This is a genomic window from Staphylococcus sp. EG-SA-18, from assembly GCF_017151825.1.
Classification (GTDB): domain Bacteria; phylum Bacillota; class Bacilli; order Staphylococcales; family Staphylococcaceae; genus Staphylococcus; species Staphylococcus aureus.
The window spans coordinates 1-16,653 of sequence record NZ_JACYVY010000036.1; the positions used below are offsets into that span (position 1 = coordinate 1).

The window sequence follows — 16,653 nt, forward strand, 5'->3', positions numbered from 1 at the left end:
TTGGAGCCGTTCTTATGGACCTACATGATGAATGGATTTATTCTTCAAGAAAATACATCAATTTTGATAAGTAGAAATGGTAAAAACATTGTATAGCATTTTACACAGGAGTCTGGACTTGACTATTATTTTACTACAACTCGCTTCAATTTACTTAAAATAGACAATATTAATTAGATAGTACACACATTTCTTCATAAAAGTGATTTTTCAAAAATATAAATAACACACTCTTATCGTTTTCAAAATCATTTAATGCTATTTTCATTAAAAACAGCTGTAGCATCAATTCTATTCTGATTCAATCAAGAATACATACAAAAATGAAGTGACTCAAAGGTTTATTAACAACCTTCAAACCACTTCATTGATCATTTTTATTTTAAAGCATATTTTTCAATCACTGATTTAAGATGCGGATATTGTGTAATTAATTCAGATTGCTTAAACAATTCAAACTGCTTAAACTCAAATGCCGGTTGACACATACAACCTACTAAACTATAAGTATTTGAAAATTCGATTGAAGAAGCAAAAATTGTTCCTTTAGGCACTACATATTGCAATACATCTCCATTTTGGATATCAGTACCCAATGTTGCAGTCGTATATTCCCCATCCGGATTTATCATATGAATTGTTAGAGAATCGCCAGCATGATAGTACCATACTTCATCAGCATCAATTCGATGAAAATGCGAAATATTGTCATCTGTAAGTAAAAAATAAATACTACTAAACGGCGCTCTGCGTCCATCTTTCAATACTTCTCGAATTGTCTCTCTATAGAAACCACCTTCAGGATGTGATTCAAGTTGCAATTCATCAATCCATTGTTCTGCTGATTTCATTATTTCAAATCCACATTATGGAATACGTTTTGTACATCTTCTAAATCTTCTAATGCATCGATTAATTTTTCAAATGTTACTTGGTCCGCTTCAGAAAGTTCAATATCTGTTTGAGGTAACATTTCAAATTCAGCAACTTTAAATTCTTCAACACCTGCTGCACGAAGCGCATCTTGAACGACTGCAAATTGATCTGGTTCAGCATAGACTATTGTCAATCCATTATCGTCAATCACATCATTTACATCTACATCTTGTTCCATTAATGTTTCAAGTATTTCGTCAACAGACTTTCCTTCAATACCAAATGTTGCCACATGATCAAACATATAAGCAACTGATCCAGATACACCCATATTACCGCCATTTTTACCAAAAGCAGCTCGCACATCAGAGGCAGTACGATTTACATTATTTGTTAACGCATCAACAATTAGCATTGATCCGCTTGGGCCAAATCCTTCATATCTTAGGTGATCAAAGTTTTCGTCTCCAGCACCCTTAGCTTTATCTATTGCTTTTTCAATAATATGATTCGGCACTGAATATGTCTTAGCGCGTTCAAGCACCAACCTTAAAGCTTGGTTAGATTCTGGATTGGGTTCACCAGATTTTGCTGCAACATAAATCTCCTTACCAAATTTCGCATATATTCTACTTGTGTTTTTATCTTTTTGGGCCTTTTTTTCTTTAATGTTATTCCATTTACGTCCCATAATGTCATCTCGCTTTCGAACTGTTTAATTAACAACATATATTATACATGATTTTTTTATGTTTATATACATTTTCACAATTAACATTATTGAACTACGATTCCTTCAAACTGTTACTTAGTTTTAAAATATGTATAAATTAAAAATGTGCCGATAAGCAAATTCTATGCTTTCGACACTCAATTTCAATTAAATATTTAAAAATTGTTCTACATCTTCAAATAAAGCATTAAATTTAGATATATCATCATTATTTAAATAAATATAAATTTTACGCTCATCTTTAGATGATCTAACTTTACTAAGTCTTTCTTTTTCAATTAGTCTTCTTATAGAAACTAATAATTTTGTCCTACTTAAATCTAGCTCATCCATTGCAGTTTTTAAAAATGATTGCATAAGTACTTTTTCATCTTTGCAATGCTTCATCGTTAAATCTAAGACTGCTAAATCATTTAGCGACAACTTATATTTTTTATCAATATATTCAGATAATGCTTTATATTGTTTATAGAAGCCAAGCAATGTTTCTAATTTCTCAGTATTCAAAATGTTGCACCCCCAAATATATAAAGACAATGCTTCTGTCATTATTATCTTAAATTTTTTTGCCATTGTCTTTCTCATTTGTTTTTAATACGTTGTCAAAATTACCAACAAATGCAAATTAAATTTTGCAATACATATCAAGGTGTTATTTTTTTCCTATTTTAATTATGTATAACGCATTAAAAGTAACGTTAATATTCAAGGAATTATCACTAAAATTATGCTCTTTAATCTCTATTGCTGGTTTAAGGTAGTTGTCAATTTTAGATAGTAAACTAGGGTTCCATTCATATTTATCTCTTAATTCTTTAGAAATCAAATGATTAATGTTGCCACTATTTTCGTCCAATGTTTCTATTACAATTAGATATTTATCGTTTAAAACATTGTTTTTAAAATTTATATAAACTTGACTATCCTCAAAATTACTCATAATTGTCTCGCTCTCTATCACTCGCCAATCATAAATAACAAGACAATAATAATTCTCTATATCAAAAATAGAATAATAACTGTTTTCGTATTTTGGTTTCGAGACATATTCGATAAATTTTTCCAATATAAGACCTAGTGTTGTTTTAAATCCATTTTTATCATATAGATGCATCGCATTAAATGTATGATGATTATCAAAAATGTTTAATCCAAAGCCATCAAAGTTGTGATACAGCGCACTTAATGTCTTATAAATTAATGGAGCACTATTACTTAAATCTCGTTCTTTATTATTAAGCAGTTTATGATTTTCAACATTTAGAAAAATAAGCTTTTCTTGTTCAATATCCAATTCATTAATTACTTGTTTTAAATTTTTAAAATGCAAAATATTTTTCAATAGTAACTCATCACTTTCCCCCATCAAATAAGGGCTACTTAAATTTGCATTATCTATTATTAACGAATCGAATTTAAGTCGCTTTATTTGTGATACTAGTGATTTAAAAACTGAAGGTTTTTCAAATAAACAGGTAATGTTCAATCCTAATTTCACATTCAACATGATGTTATGTAATTTTAATATCATTCGATAAATTGTTCTAATTTCCATCAATGATAAATCAAAAACAAAATGCACTTCGTAATTATTATGATTACTTAATTCGTTTGGAGATATTTGTCTGAAAACACTCATAAAAGCTTCTTCAACAAAATAAGTTGTTTCAATATCATTTATATTAAATGCTATCTTTAGATCACTTTCAATTATTGTTTTAATGATTGTGAATTTTTCTTCTTCGGACATGGTATTTTTACTTTTTAGAATCGATGGCATGATGAAAAAGACAACTTGACTGTTCTTATTCAATAAGGTTTTAAAGATTCCTTCTAAGAAAACTAATTTCATTTCTGTATAAGTATTTATTTGAATAACCGTTTGAAACAATTTAGGTGTTTCAAATTTGTCTTCATCAATATGTATAACATCAGTTAGGTGGTTTTTATAATGTTCAATATAATTCAATATGATTTCTTTTACTTCTTGCACCATTTTGCCTACTAGTGGTTCTGGCTTTAGCATTAAACATTTATTATATTTTGATAAATTACGATATTCATTCGGTGTTATATCCATATAACTTTTAAACATTTTAGAGTAAGTGGAGCTACTACTAAAACCTAAATGTTCACTTATGTTGCTAATAGTACTATCAGTAGTAAGTAGAATTTCAATCGATTTACCAATTTTCAAAGTATCAATATATTTTTTAAAACCCATGCCCATAAGTAAGTGGAATTGTGATGACAAATTTGACTTTGAGACAAATAATTTATCAGCGACACTTTTTAATGTCAATCGTTGATTTACATTTTGATAAATATATTCGAGCTCATCACGCAAATCACCATAATAAGCATATCGATATTGATTTTGTGCAATCTTTTTATCCATACTTGCTTCTTTTGCAATGATTTTAATAATATCCTGTAATTTTCTAATATCAGCGTCATTAAGAGGCTGATTATCAAGGTATCGATATGTCAATTTTAATAGTAGACATTTCAAATTATAGGATGATTTAATCAACTTTGCTGTATAGTGGTAATTAAAGAAAGTAAAGCCTAATTCCGCAAACCAATCGCTACTCAAATACAACATGATCGTTTTTTTATTATTCTTAATACTAAATACATCCAGATGATTAATAATATATATATCATCTTCAATTATTTTACTTTTACGAAATTTTTGTAGTTCGATTTCCCCGTCAATTGGCCAAAATAAGACTATGCCATCTTGGCAACGCGTTGTCGCATATTCATTATTAGTAAGTATATGCAAGCATGATTTTGCCATAACTTTACCTCTTTCTATATTTAAGTACCACTTTTATCATTCCCTATAATATTTAACTTATTTAATTAAACGTAAATTTAACACAATACGAATACCAAATCAAAAATAAATAAAACTATATAATGGTTAATTTTTAAACTTATATATAAATCATTTAAATATTACAAAAATAGATGTAGTCAGTTTAATTAAACTATCCAATTGAAAACACACTACTTTTTAGTATTTTCAAAATAATTTTAAATGACCACATCTACAACGTATTACTATTATCTTTTGTTAGTTATATATTCATTTTCAATTTAAAAATAAACACTTATTTAAATCACATTCTACTTTTGAGATGAGCTCAAACTAACATTAAATTGTTTATATTATCTATACTTCTTCCTATTAATGTTTCGATTTTAAAATTAATACGTAGCTATACTTTACTTTTCTAATAAAAGTGTAATTAGAAAGGCAAGTACACCTGTTTAAAGTTTATCTTCTAAGATTTGTTTACTTTAGAACTATAGCAGTTAATCATTTCAATGATTAATAATATCTTTACAATTAAGGTAATATATTTTTATTGCTTTATCAGTAAAATCTCAGTCTAAGTTTCTAACTTATGACAATCGCTCCAGTTTAAGGTTGATATTCATTATTGATTATTCCAAAACTTTATACAAATTTCTTTATTAATTTAACTGTTTATCTTCTGAACATATTAGCAAGATAAAGTATATCCTTAATAATATTCAACAAATTAATAAATAGATTAAATCCCATTTCTCTTGGTGAATAGTCACCTCTTTTTAAACGATTAAAATCATACAAAGTATAAAGTAGAAATAACAACAAACTAACGACGGTAATAATAGTGTAAAAAATAGGATTTTGAAGAAAAATACCAATTAGACTCGCAATAATTAATGTTATTAATGTAACGAATAAATATTTGCCTATACTCGATGCATCTCCAACGAAGAAATAACCAATAATACCAAATGCTATAAATGCAAAAATTGCTAATGCGATATTTTTATAGAAAATATCTGGTCCTAAATTTTGTAAATACGTGGTAAACGTTGCGTATGACAATAAGCCGATCACTACAGCGTAAATATGTGAAATAATTAAACCGAACCGTCTCGCTCTTTCAAAAACAAGTGTTGCTAAAATAATAATCAGTAATCCAAATGACAAGGGTTGTCGCCAACTTAATGGTAAAAACTGACCTAGATAGCATCCTATGCCAAATATAATCCAATAATACATAAAATAAAGCCACACTTTACTTATTGATTGAGCATGCTGGTTTTGATGATAATATGAATGATTTGTATTTTGCGACAAAATAATTCCTCCTTCTACCGTCGTTTTATGCGTCAAATTTTACAGTAAATTTTGCTTCATCAAAAGAAATAACCTTTAATAAGTATAGTAATTTTACATTTTACAATGTTACAAAATATAATTTTTTATAATTAGTTAAAATCACTAAAACGCTTTTATACACTATCAAATCAGCATTTATAAAAATATGAACCGCTATCCTAAAATGTTAATAATATTACAAGATAATAACAAACCACACAAAGCTACTTATTTTTGATAATATGGAAATCGTAATATAAAACGAAAACTTAATTTACTATATAAATTGTCTTAATAATTTTTAAAAGTAGTAAAACTTAATTTTAAGGAGGAGTCCCTTTGAAAAAATTAGCATTTGCAATAACAGCAACATCTGGTGCAGCTGCATTTTTAACGCATCATGATGCACAAGCTTCTACACAACATACAGTACAATCTGGTGAATCATTATGGAGTATTGCTCAAAAATACAACACTTCAGTAGAGAGTATTAAACAAAATAACCAATTAGATAACAACTTGGTATTCCCTGGTCAAGTTATCTCAGTAGGTGGAAGTGATGCACAAAATTCGTCAAACACTTCTCCACAAGCTGGTTCAGCATCATCTCATACTGTACAAGCTGGTGAATCATTAAATATCATTGCTAGCAGATATGGTGTTTCAGTTGATCAATTAATGGCAGCCAATAACTTACGTGGTTATTTAATTATGCCTAACCAAACATTACAAATTCCTAATGGTGGATCAGGTGGTACAACACCAACAGCTACAACAGGTAGCAATGGCAATGCATCATCTTTTAATCACCAAAATTTATACACTGCTGGTCAATGTACATGGTACGTATTTGACCGTCGTGCTCAAGCTGGTAGTCCAATTAGCACATATTGGTCAGACGCTAAGTATTGGGCTGGTAACGCAGCTAATGATGGTTACCAAGTAAACAACACACCATCAGTTGGTTCAATTATGCAAAGCACACCTGGCCCATATGGTCATGTTGCTTATGTTGAACGTGTCAATGGTGATGGTAGTATCTTGATTTCTGAAATGAATTACACATATGGTCCATACAATATGAACTACCGTACAATTCCAGCTTCAGAAGTTTCTAGCTATGCATTCATCCATTAATTAAATAAATTGTACTGATATATACTAGCAATTCACATCATGTGAGATTGCTAGTTTTTTATTTTTGAAAAAAATTTTCATTTTGGTACAAAAAATTATCTCACCCTTCCCTATCATACATATTTATATTTTGTATGAATGGTAGTTAGGTAAAAATTAACAACCTACCTATTTGATTAAATTAAATGCATAATATATTAAAAATCAAAATAATGCAACTAAGTTGACTATATAATGATTTAATTTGTTATACCAGTATTTTACGCTTTTTCTTCTACATATACAAATTTATATTAAATAAAGTCCAATACAATTTAGGTTAATTAAACAAGTTGATAACTATTTAATTATTCCTTCATTGAAGAATATAAACTATTAAATCATTATTTTACGCTTACTTATATTTTAATGACCTAACTGTTTATGTTCCATGGAATAAATTTATAACTTAGACCCCTAATTAAAATGCTTTGTCTTGGTCATTCTACGTAAACTCTATAAAATATGTTATCTACTTACATAAAAAACTGAACTTCAATACCACCATATGTTTGTGATACTGAAGTTCAGTTTAGTTTTATTTTCAATTAGAAAAATAAGTTAAGTATATAGAATAGTAAACCTGCTAACAATGCTGAAATAGGTAATGTAATCACCCATGTAATGATCATTCGTTGCGCAGTGCTCCATTTTACACCTTTAGCTCGGTTAGAAGCACCAACACCTAAGATTGATGATGACACAACGTGAGTTGTTGATAATGGGAAATGTAGCGATGATGCAACAAAAATTGTTAATGCAGATGATAAATCGGCCGCAGCACCATTTGCTGGACGTATTTTCATAATATTACCACCTACAGTTTTGATAATTTTCCAGCCACCAATTGCAGTACCAAGCCCCATTGCTGTCGCACAGGCAAATTTTACCCATAACTGTGGTTCAACGCTGCCATCATTCTGTACATTAGCAACAATTAATGCCAACGTAATAATACCCATTGACTTTTGCGCATCATTCGTACCGTGAGAGAATGATTGTAACGCTGCTGTGAAAATTTGGAAAAATCTAAAGTTACGATTCGCTCTTGTTAAATTTGCATTTTTAAAGATAACTTTAAAAATTGAATACATCAAGAAACCAACACAAAATGCGATTATCGGTGAAACGATTAATACAATAATAATTTTTGTGAAACCTTGGTAATGTAACACTCCAAATGAGCCTTCAGATGCGATTGCTGCACCCGCAATTGAACCTATAAGTGCATGTGAAGACGAACTTGGAATTCCGTAAAACCAAGTAGCTAAATTCCAAATAATAGCCGCAAGTATTGCAGCTAACACAACAACTAATCCATTTTCCAATTTAAATGGATCGACAATGTCTTTAGTAATGGTGCCTGCAACGCCCGTAAATGTTAAAGCACCTATAAAGTTCATCACTGCTGCCATTAAAATTGCCGTTTTAGGCGTTAACGCTCTAGTAGATACAGCAGTAGCTACTGCATTGGCTGTATCATGGAATCCATTGATAAAGTCAAATATCAGCGAGAAAATAACTACAGCTATAGTGACGATGATTATATATGACATAAATATATACTCCCCTTAGCTATTTTTCATAATAATAGTTTCAAAATTATTTGCTACGATTTGACATTTATCAGCGATTTCTTCCATGCTTTCATAAATATCTTTTATTTTAATTAAAGTGATTGGATCTGTTTCGCTATTGAAAATATGTTTAATTGACTGTCTTAAAATACCATCACAGTTTGTTTCAAATTCTTTAATATTAATTGAATGAATACGCATATGTGATAATTTTTTATCGACTAATAAGCCGACAGCAAGTTTCATTTCTGCAACTGCTTTTTGAATGTTATCAACAAACTCAGCCATATATTCATCTGTGTATTCGATTGAATACATTTCAAACATAGCTGCCGTTTCTTCAATTGCATCTAAAACATCATCAATTGCATCACATAATGATAAAATATCTTCACGTTCAATTGGTGTGATAAATGTTTGATTTAAATCAGTAATTACTTGATGTACTAATTCGTCACCATGTGACTCATAAGTTTTAATGTTGTCTGAGTATGCTTTTAAATCTAAATGTGTATTGAAATCCATTTTACCGAATTCAATAGCAGCACGATCCAGATTGAAAACCATCTCTTCTAATTGAACCATAAACTTATCTTTTTTCTTACTAAACATTTAAAATCCTCCATTTAAGCGATTGTCACCAATCACATTCAGTTATAATTTGTTTCAAATTAAGACAAGTGAATTTACAAACTAATGATACAAATTTGTTATTATCAATCGTCAGTATAATTTTAGTGTACTGATATTAATTTCAAAAATGCCTCACAGTAAACAATTTACTGTATTTGCCCTTATATGAAAATAGCACAAAATTTACAATCCCACAATTCAATTTACAAATTTTTAACAATTCCGAAACTTAACTTTTACATAAAATTTAAATAGTAGTAGGCATTTGTTTTGAAAAAGTTATTGTATAGGCAATTTTTTATCTATACAACTCTAAAAATTGTAAATGGATATAGTTGGGAAATTTGCAACGATACAATATTTATTACATAACTTTTACATATTAAAATACACTTATCTTGTTTAAAACGATCATTGACTCATATATCTCTCAATGAATATACTTTTATTTTCTCACATTTAATACAATTTACAAAGTTGAATCCTGTTAATCTTTTCAATTAAAAGCATCACCAATTAAATATATTTCATTCAAAACACTTTCATAATCACTCATACCTTTACTTCATTATTAATATGGTATTTTAACCCAGTATTCAACTATACATGCTAAAAATATAACTTCTCTTCATTTATAATAAAAAGCTTCCAGTATAGTTCGTGAATCCGAATCCACTACTCTACTGAAAGCCATCTGTATATTTTATATGGAATGTCTAATTGTTCGCTTGGAATGATTATAAGCCGTCACTGCAAAAACAGCATACATACAAATGTATAATCCCATTACTATGAAAACCGGTATTTGATTCGTTGTACCCATTAATTTCATATATGCTAATGATGTAAAATATGCATGTGATAGTGCAATAACTAAAGGTAACCCAAAATTAAACATAATTTTAAACTTTAGTCCCCTTGCCATATCTTTTTGTGTAAATCCAAGCTTTCTCAAAATACTATAATTCTCTAACTCATCTTCGGTTTCATCTATTTGCTTTATGTATATAATGCAACATACAGCAATCAAGAATGTAATACCTAAAAATGATGTTACAAATAATAATATTCCGGTTAAACTTGATATTGAGCTTATCGCTTCACTTCTTGTTTTAATAGATTTATCAACTTTATTTTTCACTTTTTCTAATGCTAAAGCATCTTTTTTATGTTTCAAATCGAATCCAAATTGAGAGACGATATGCTTTGCTTTTGTATACTTTCTTATTTCTTGATAGTCTTTGTCATTTAAGACAAACGTTGGTCCACCTAAATCAACATCTGTCATAAAATAGATTTTATTAATATCTTTCCGCAACTTAATATTAACATGATGTTTTTTCGTTCCTATAACTGCTTTACCATGCTTCTTATGTTTCACTAAATCTTTGATAGAACCTTCCGCTACAAACAAATCAGCTTGTCCACGTTTCAAATCAGTATTAGGGATATATTTATCACTAGTAATTGTTACATTGTATGGTTCTTTCGCTTTTACATCAAATAAATTATCTTTATACAATTTCGTATGAATTACTTCTTTATAATTATAAAAATGAGGAATTTTTTGATTGTTTAATTCACTTGCTAATTGATTAGCTTTTTGTTGGTCTTTAATTGTAACGTCGTGTGGTGCAGTATATTTTATTTCACTTGATAAGGACGCTCTACTTATAGCAGCAAAGCAAAGAACTGAAACAGTAATCGCTGAAATGATTGCCATGACCGTAAGTGAAAAAGCATTTTTCTTAATACGATACATAATAGATGATGAGAACATGACATCATTTACACTTATAACACCTTTTCTAAACTTCTTCACCATTTTAAAAACTAGAGAAACAGAGCTTTTAAAAAATAAGTATGCCCCAATCACAGTTGACAATAAAATAAACATAAGTATACCGATAGAATCATAATATTGAACAATGTTCAAAGATAGATAGTATCCTGTGGTAATCAATACTATACCTAAGATGCCTAAAACAACCTCTTCAAATGTAATTTTATTATGATTTGTTTCTTTAACCTGGTTATTCTTTGACATCTGTGAAATAGATTGTTTGAACACTAATATAAAATTTTGAGCAGAGGTTAAAAAATAAGCGACACCGATTAACATTAATGTTTCAAATACCGCCCTCAAACTAAAAATAATTGGAACCTTTTCTTTAATTCCTAATAATGTAAAGACAATCATTAATAACAGTTTTGAACCAAAAATACCAATAATAATACCTAATATTGCCGTAATTATAAATATTAGTAATTGTTCGAGCATTAGTATATAAATAATGTTGAATTTAGATAAACCTAATGTTTGATATAATGCAAGCTCATAACTTCGTCGTTTAATAAATAACACATTGGCATATAACAAAAATGCAATTATGATGAAAAATAGAAAGTAGCTTCCGACTTGTGAGCCTTCCTTAATAATTGGATATGACTCTGTCATGTTTAGTTTATGCGCGTATTTTAATGCTACAAAGCTAAAATACAATACTACACTCGTAATTAATGAAAAAAGATAGATGGCATAATGTGATAAATTTTGACGGAAATTTTTAAATATTATCTCGTTAAAGGTCATAATTAACGCCACCTAAAACACTTTGTACACGTATTATTTCTTTGAAAAAGGTATGTTTATCGTCATCCCCTTGGTATAATTCAGTGAAAATTTGACCATCTTTTAGCATCACTACTCGATTGGCATAACTTGCTGCAACAGGATCATGCGTTACCATAATAATTGTAGACTTAAATGCTTCATTCATTCTTGTTAATCGTTTTAATAAATCTTGAGTACTTTTAGAATCCAGTGCACCTGTTGGTTCGTCAGCAAATATAATAGAAGGTAATGTAATAAACGCTCTTGCAGCAGATGTTCGTTGTCTTTGTCCACCAGACAATTCAGAAGGGTATTTATCACTAATATCCAATATATTTAATGCTTCTGCTACTTTTTCATAACGATTTAACATATGTTCTTTATCTAACTTCTGAACCGTTAGTGGTAACATTATGTTTTCTTTAACAGTCAATGTATGCAGTAAATTATACTCTTGAAAAATAAAACCAATATCATGCTTGCGTATATCAGATAATTCCTTGTTTGAAAGCTTTTCTAATTTTTTTCCTTTTAATGTAATAGAACCTTGTGAAATATAATCAATTGAACTTAAAACATTTAATAATGTCGTTTTCCCAGATCCAGAGGGACCCATAATAGCAATAAACTCGCCTTCTTCAATAGACATATTGATATCTCGCAACACTTCTTGTGCCATTTTTTTAGTTCCATATATTTTTGTTAATTGTTTTACTTCTAAAATTGCCACTTTAACACTCCTATAATTTATCTTAACTTCATTTCCTTTAGGCTTTGGCACTTGTATCTTCAATTTAACATATGACTAACATCTATCTTATTATAACGTTGAAGCTGCATTGATGTATCAATTCTAAGTAACAAAACGCATGTTTAAAATGACAAATTTGTCACTTCCGACATGCGTTCAACAATTTCATTTTGTAATGGGAAAATCAATCTGACAGTTGTCCCCTTACCAACAGTCGACGTGACTTGCAGGTGAATACCTAATTGATCCTTTACACTATTTACTAAATATAGACCCATACCTGAAGACGTCGTTTCATTTCTGTTAGCCGTTGACGTAAATCCTCGTTCAAATATTCGCGGCATATCTTTTTTACTAATACCTCTGCCATAGTCTTTAATATATAACGAAACATGTTGATCATTTAATTCTGTCCCAATTTCAATATTAAAATTCTCACTATATTTCAATGCGTTTGACAAAATTTGTCTAATAATCATACGACACCATTTTATATCTGTATAAACATAATCATCCACTTTAAAGTCAACATCAAAACCAATACCTTTAACCTGACTAATATGTCTTGTTAATTGTATTTCGTCAATGACCATGCGTTTAAGTGACACGTAATCAAAATACATATCTTTGCGTTGAGATTCTAATCTAGTAATATACAGCTGTGTATCCAGCATCGAGTTTATACGAGACCATTCATATAGTAATGCCTGTTTTCTTTCTTGATTTTTTTCTTGATCAATTAATAATTTCATGGCTGTCACAGGTGTTTTTATGTCGTGCACAAATTCTGTAATGGTTTGTTCATGCATGTTCAATTGTAACTGTTGCTCAACAACCTTTTCTTTGTGCGCTGAGATTTGACGATATAAATAATCAACTGTATGACGTTGAAATGGCGTTTCCGCTAAATCTTTATGTTTAATTTCTTCTATTTCTTTATCTTTGTCAAAATGCTTATATAATTTTACTTCTTTAAAATATGTCAATATAAGAAAAATCATTGTTAAACTTAAATTCAAAGAAACAATATAAAATAAACTGTCTATTGGAAAATCATAATCGATTAGACTAATGCCTAACATAAGCAAGTTTAAAAACAATATCCAAAATATCCAGTTCATGCGAGATTTCAAAAAATAAGCTACCCATTTCAAATTATTCATGAGCCATATATCCTTTTCCTACTTTTGTTTCGATTGCACTATCCATACTAATTTCAGATAATTTTTTTCGTAAACGATTCACATTTACTGTTAACGTATTATCACTAACAAATGCTTCATCATCCCATAATGCAGTGATAATTGTATCTCTCGAAACGATTTGATTTTTTTTGGTAATAAGAATTTCTAATATAATCATTTCTGTTTTGGATAGAAAAATCGTATCGTCACCTTTTTGTATACTATCTTTTGATAGATCAACGACAGCATCTTGCCAAGTCAATGTACGTTTTTCTTCAGCTGTAAACTCATAGACACGACGATAAATCGCTTGTAATTTAGCAATTAATACATTGGTATAGAAAGGTTTTTGCATATAATCATCTGCGCCAAGTTCCATACTCATCACTTGATCCATTGGATTATCACGAGATGATAAAAATAATATTGGTACGTTGGAAACTTCTCTCATTTTTCTGCACCAATAAAACCCATCATATTTAGGTAATTGAACATCCAATATAACAATTTCAGGATTAAAACTTTCAAATGTATCCATTACTTTGCCGAAATCTTCAATACCAGCAACATTAAAATCCCATTGTTCTAATTCTTTTTTCAATTCTTGAAACAAAGTATTGTCATCTTCTACTAGTAGTATTTGCATCCATATCACCCAATATCATTTAGTATATTTCATATTTTCTCCTGATTTTAATCGACTTTGAAAATCTTTAATCCGGCAGTCAACTTCAAAGCCATGAATCATCATTTTTTGCATTGGTGCTTGTATAAAGTAATAAATCGGCCAAAATAATCGAGGGATATAATCGTATAGATGTATATAAACGACTGCCGACTCTTTGATTAATCTAAATTCTAACTTCCCTTGATTAACTGTGTATTTTTTCACTAAACTTCCACTCAATAAAATTAAAGTTATTATTCCGTCAGCTGTTTCTTCTATTTTAAATACTGCGAGCGGTCGCACCTTATTCTTAATATATATCTTAAATTGATCATGTGATTTTTCTGTTTTCACAAAAGTTCCTTTAGTGTAACCCATCCATGCAATAAAATGGTTTACAACGTTCTTTAATGTCCATCCCTTTGGTAAAACTACCTTCATCGTTGATCTAACATCATCATACTTTGAAACTTGTAATTCTACATTAACTAAAGAACGTTTAAAAACTAAATTTGTTGTTTCTACAGGTGTGCCATATGCACCTAGGCGTTCAATTGTTTCATTATCATAACGACTCCCAGGTATGTAGATTACTTTTTTTACTTGATTGATAGCCGCTGCTCGACCAAAATTATCTGCTGCGATTAATGTTAAATCTCTTGCTGATGATTGTGTTATTTTGGCAGAATTCTTTGTTGGGTCGATAAAGAATACAGCAATATCTATTTGATTCATTGCTGCAACAACCTGTTCGTAATGAAATATATCACACTGAATCCAAGTCATTTCAACATCATCTGTTTTTTTATTGTCTGGATATTTTGATATAGTAAAAAGTTCAGCATCATTTTCAATCACTTCACTTAAATACTTACCAATATATCCTGTTCCACCTGCTAATAAAACTTTAGGTTTCATCTAAAATACTCCTTTAAACTGTAACCAAAAAACATATTACTCCACCTTTTAGTTACATATATATTATAATAGTAGCAAATGTTTTAAAATTTCAAAATACTGGAGGCTTTTTATGGCCCATATTATACGTAGAGTTAGTATCAAAGATGTAGAAAATTTCATTTCAATGTTAGCGAAAATATACGACGAATCTCCGTATATGTTCTACACACCAGGAGAATATGATCCTAGCGTCACGTCGGCTAGTAAACAATTAGAAGAATATATCACTTCTCCACATAAAGTCATCTTTGTTGCTGAAAGTGATGAACAACTCGTTGGCTTTGCCTTTGTTAATACGACACCATTTCAACGCATTAAACATGTTGCTAAAATTGATTTAGGTGTAAAGAAATTATATCAACATCGTGGAATTGGCCAAGCACTTCTTGATGCCATTATGGCTTGGTGTTTAAACAATCAAATACACCGAATTGAAGCAAATGTACCACTCAATAACCAACCTGCCCTCGAGCTTTTTAAAAGTGCCGATTTTCAAATCGAAGGCGTTTTAAAAGATAAGTTATTTATCGATGGTAAATATTACGATGACTATATGATGGCTAAAATTCTTAATTAAAGCTATTTTATCATAATCTTGTATCAGAATCGCATAACAACGAATTTAATGGTTACCTAATACATTACTCATACTTATCAATGTCATCTAATCTTAAATGAATGCGTATACTCTTATTCATTTATCAAATTTAAATTCAAAATAAAGCACCACTAATGTGTAATTGATCAACTATCAACTACGATTAGTGGTGCTTTATATATGTTGTTTAGTTTTCCTTACTATAAAAATCTTCGAGTCTAAAATCTATATCCGGTAATTTTTCATATATCTTATCCTGATACTGATTGTTTTGATTGTAAGCTTCTTCAGTAATTAACCTACCTTTACGCTTAATTCCATAATCTTGTACGAATAAATTATTATTTCTATTTATTTTGTAATATGGTACAACATTCGCACTAAATTTTACTCGTTGATGAATAAGTTCCATTGCCAATGCATAGTATTTATTTGTCTCATATAACCATAAATGATCTATTGATACACCTGAAACAAATACATCTTTTAATAATATCCTTACATTCGGCTTAAATGTGCTATGTCTATCTAAATAATTTTTAAACAAAACACGTTGTATACGTCCAGTAACCATAACGCGTTTATTTTTAAATGGTTTTAATGCTGACCTTGTCATTCCCTTTCACAACCTTATTTCAAATCACTTCGTGCTCAATCTATATTTTATTTTTTCTTTTGAATTCTTTTCAATTTATAAATTTATTATACCATGTACACAC

Annotated in this window: 16 protein-coding genes; 2 read left to right on the forward strand and 14 right to left on the reverse strand. The window is 29.4% G+C overall.

Translation table 11 applies throughout. The features are described from left to right. Positions 1-169 precede the first annotated feature (169 nt). The 6 genes from IDG66_RS09280 to IDG66_RS09305 all read right to left on the reverse strand — a co-directional run bounded on the left by IDG66_RS09280 (position 170) and on the right by IDG66_RS09305 (position 5,753). The gene (locus IDG66_RS09280; RefSeq protein ID WP_001789973.1) at positions 170-286 is read right to left on the reverse strand and encodes a hypothetical protein; all 117 of its coding nucleotides are present in this window, start codon (positions 284-286) and stop codon (positions 170-172) included. A 91-nt stretch (positions 287-377) separates the two neighbouring features. Continuing rightward, a complete protein-coding gene (locus tag IDG66_RS09285) occupies positions 378-851 on the reverse strand; it encodes a cupin domain-containing protein (RefSeq protein ID WP_000833481.1) in 474 nt (157 codons plus the stop codon). Beyond that, entirely contained in the window at positions 851-1,567 is a 717-nt protein-coding gene (locus IDG66_RS09290) for a YebC/PmpR family DNA-binding transcriptional regulator (RefSeq protein ID WP_000532966.1), read from the reverse strand. Before IDG66_RS09290 ends, IDG66_RS09285 begins: the two co-directional genes overlap by 1 nt. 189 nt (positions 1,568-1,756) lie before the next feature. Continuing rightward, a complete protein-coding gene (gene sarX / locus IDG66_RS09295; protein ID WP_001090985.1) occupies positions 1,757-2,116 on the reverse strand; it encodes an HTH-type transcriptional regulator SarX in 360 nt (119 codons plus the stop codon). Between the two features lie 145 nt (positions 2,117-2,261). Then, on the reverse strand, positions 2,262-4,412 hold the full coding sequence (locus tag IDG66_RS09300) for a helix-turn-helix transcriptional regulator (RefSeq protein ID WP_001129749.1): 2,151 nt from the start codon (positions 4,410-4,412) through the stop codon (positions 2,262-2,264). 696 nt (positions 4,413-5,108) lie between these two features. Next, positions 5,109-5,753, reverse strand: coding sequence for a Bax inhibitor-1/YccA family protein (locus IDG66_RS09305; protein ID WP_000081602.1), 645 nt, complete (start codon positions 5,751-5,753; stop codon positions 5,109-5,111). Positions 5,754-6,113: 360 nt separating this feature from the next. On the opposite strand from IDG66_RS09305, the gene IDG66_RS09310 reads away from it, so the two are divergent. Next, positions 6,114-6,911, forward strand: coding sequence for a LysM peptidoglycan-binding domain-containing protein (locus tag IDG66_RS09310; RefSeq protein ID WP_000731641.1), 798 nt, complete (start codon positions 6,114-6,116; stop codon positions 6,909-6,911). A gap of 587 nt (positions 6,912-7,498) precedes the next feature. Here IDG66_RS09310 and IDG66_RS09315 read toward each other — a convergent pair. The 7 genes from IDG66_RS09315 to graX all read right to left on the reverse strand — a co-directional run bounded on the left by IDG66_RS09315 (position 7,499) and on the right by graX (position 15,294). After that, on the reverse strand, positions 7,499-8,506 hold the full coding sequence (locus IDG66_RS09315; RefSeq protein WP_000120368.1) for an inorganic phosphate transporter: 1,008 nt from the start codon (positions 8,504-8,506) through the stop codon (positions 7,499-7,501). Between the two features lie 15 nt (positions 8,507-8,521). Further along, complete coding sequence (locus IDG66_RS09320) at positions 8,522-9,139, reverse strand: DUF47 domain-containing protein (RefSeq protein ID WP_000491755.1); 618 nt, start codon at positions 9,137-9,139, stop codon at positions 8,522-8,524. Between the two features lie 724 nt (positions 9,140-9,863). Further along, complete coding sequence (gene vraG, locus IDG66_RS09325) at positions 9,864-11,753, reverse strand: ABC transporter permease VraG (protein WP_000143616.1); 1,890 nt, start codon at positions 11,751-11,753, stop codon at positions 9,864-9,866. Continuing rightward, the gene (vraF, locus tag IDG66_RS09330) at positions 11,743-12,504 is read right to left on the reverse strand and encodes an ABC transporter ATP-binding protein VraF (RefSeq protein WP_000985996.1); all 762 of its coding nucleotides are present in this window, start codon (positions 12,502-12,504) and stop codon (positions 11,743-11,745) included. The genes vraG and vraF overlap by 11 nt, the downstream gene beginning before the upstream one ends. 143 nt (positions 12,505-12,647) lie before the next feature. Then, entirely contained in the window at positions 12,648-13,688 is a 1,041-nt protein-coding gene (gene graS / locus IDG66_RS09335) for a histidine kinase GraS/ApsS (protein WP_001061262.1), read from the reverse strand. Further along, entirely contained in the window at positions 13,681-14,355 is a 675-nt protein-coding gene (gene graR, locus IDG66_RS09340; protein WP_001166500.1) for a response regulator transcription factor GraR/ApsR, read from the reverse strand. The genes graS and graR overlap by 8 nt, the downstream gene beginning before the upstream one ends. A 15-nt stretch (positions 14,356-14,370) precedes the next feature. Continuing rightward, positions 14,371-15,294 carry an auxiliary protein GraX/ApsX gene (gene graX, locus IDG66_RS09345; RefSeq protein WP_000802955.1) on the reverse strand — a complete coding sequence of 308 codons (924 nt, stop codon included), beginning with the start codon at positions 15,292-15,294 and terminating at the stop codon, positions 14,371-14,373. Positions 15,295-15,406: 112 nt separating this feature from the next. Between graX and IDG66_RS09350 the strand changes: the two genes are divergently transcribed. Further along, on the forward strand, positions 15,407-15,913 hold the full coding sequence (locus tag IDG66_RS09350; protein ID WP_000940129.1) for a GNAT family N-acetyltransferase: 507 nt from the start codon (positions 15,407-15,409) through the stop codon (positions 15,911-15,913). 208 nt (positions 15,914-16,121) lie between these two features. Here the strand turns inward: IDG66_RS09350 and IDG66_RS09355 are convergent, their stop codons facing one another. Then, positions 16,122-16,550: a hypothetical protein gene (locus tag IDG66_RS09355; RefSeq protein WP_000198504.1), complete on the reverse strand. Its 429-nt coding sequence runs from the start codon at positions 16,548-16,550 to the stop codon at positions 16,122-16,124. Positions 16,551-16,653: the final 103 nt, after the last annotated feature.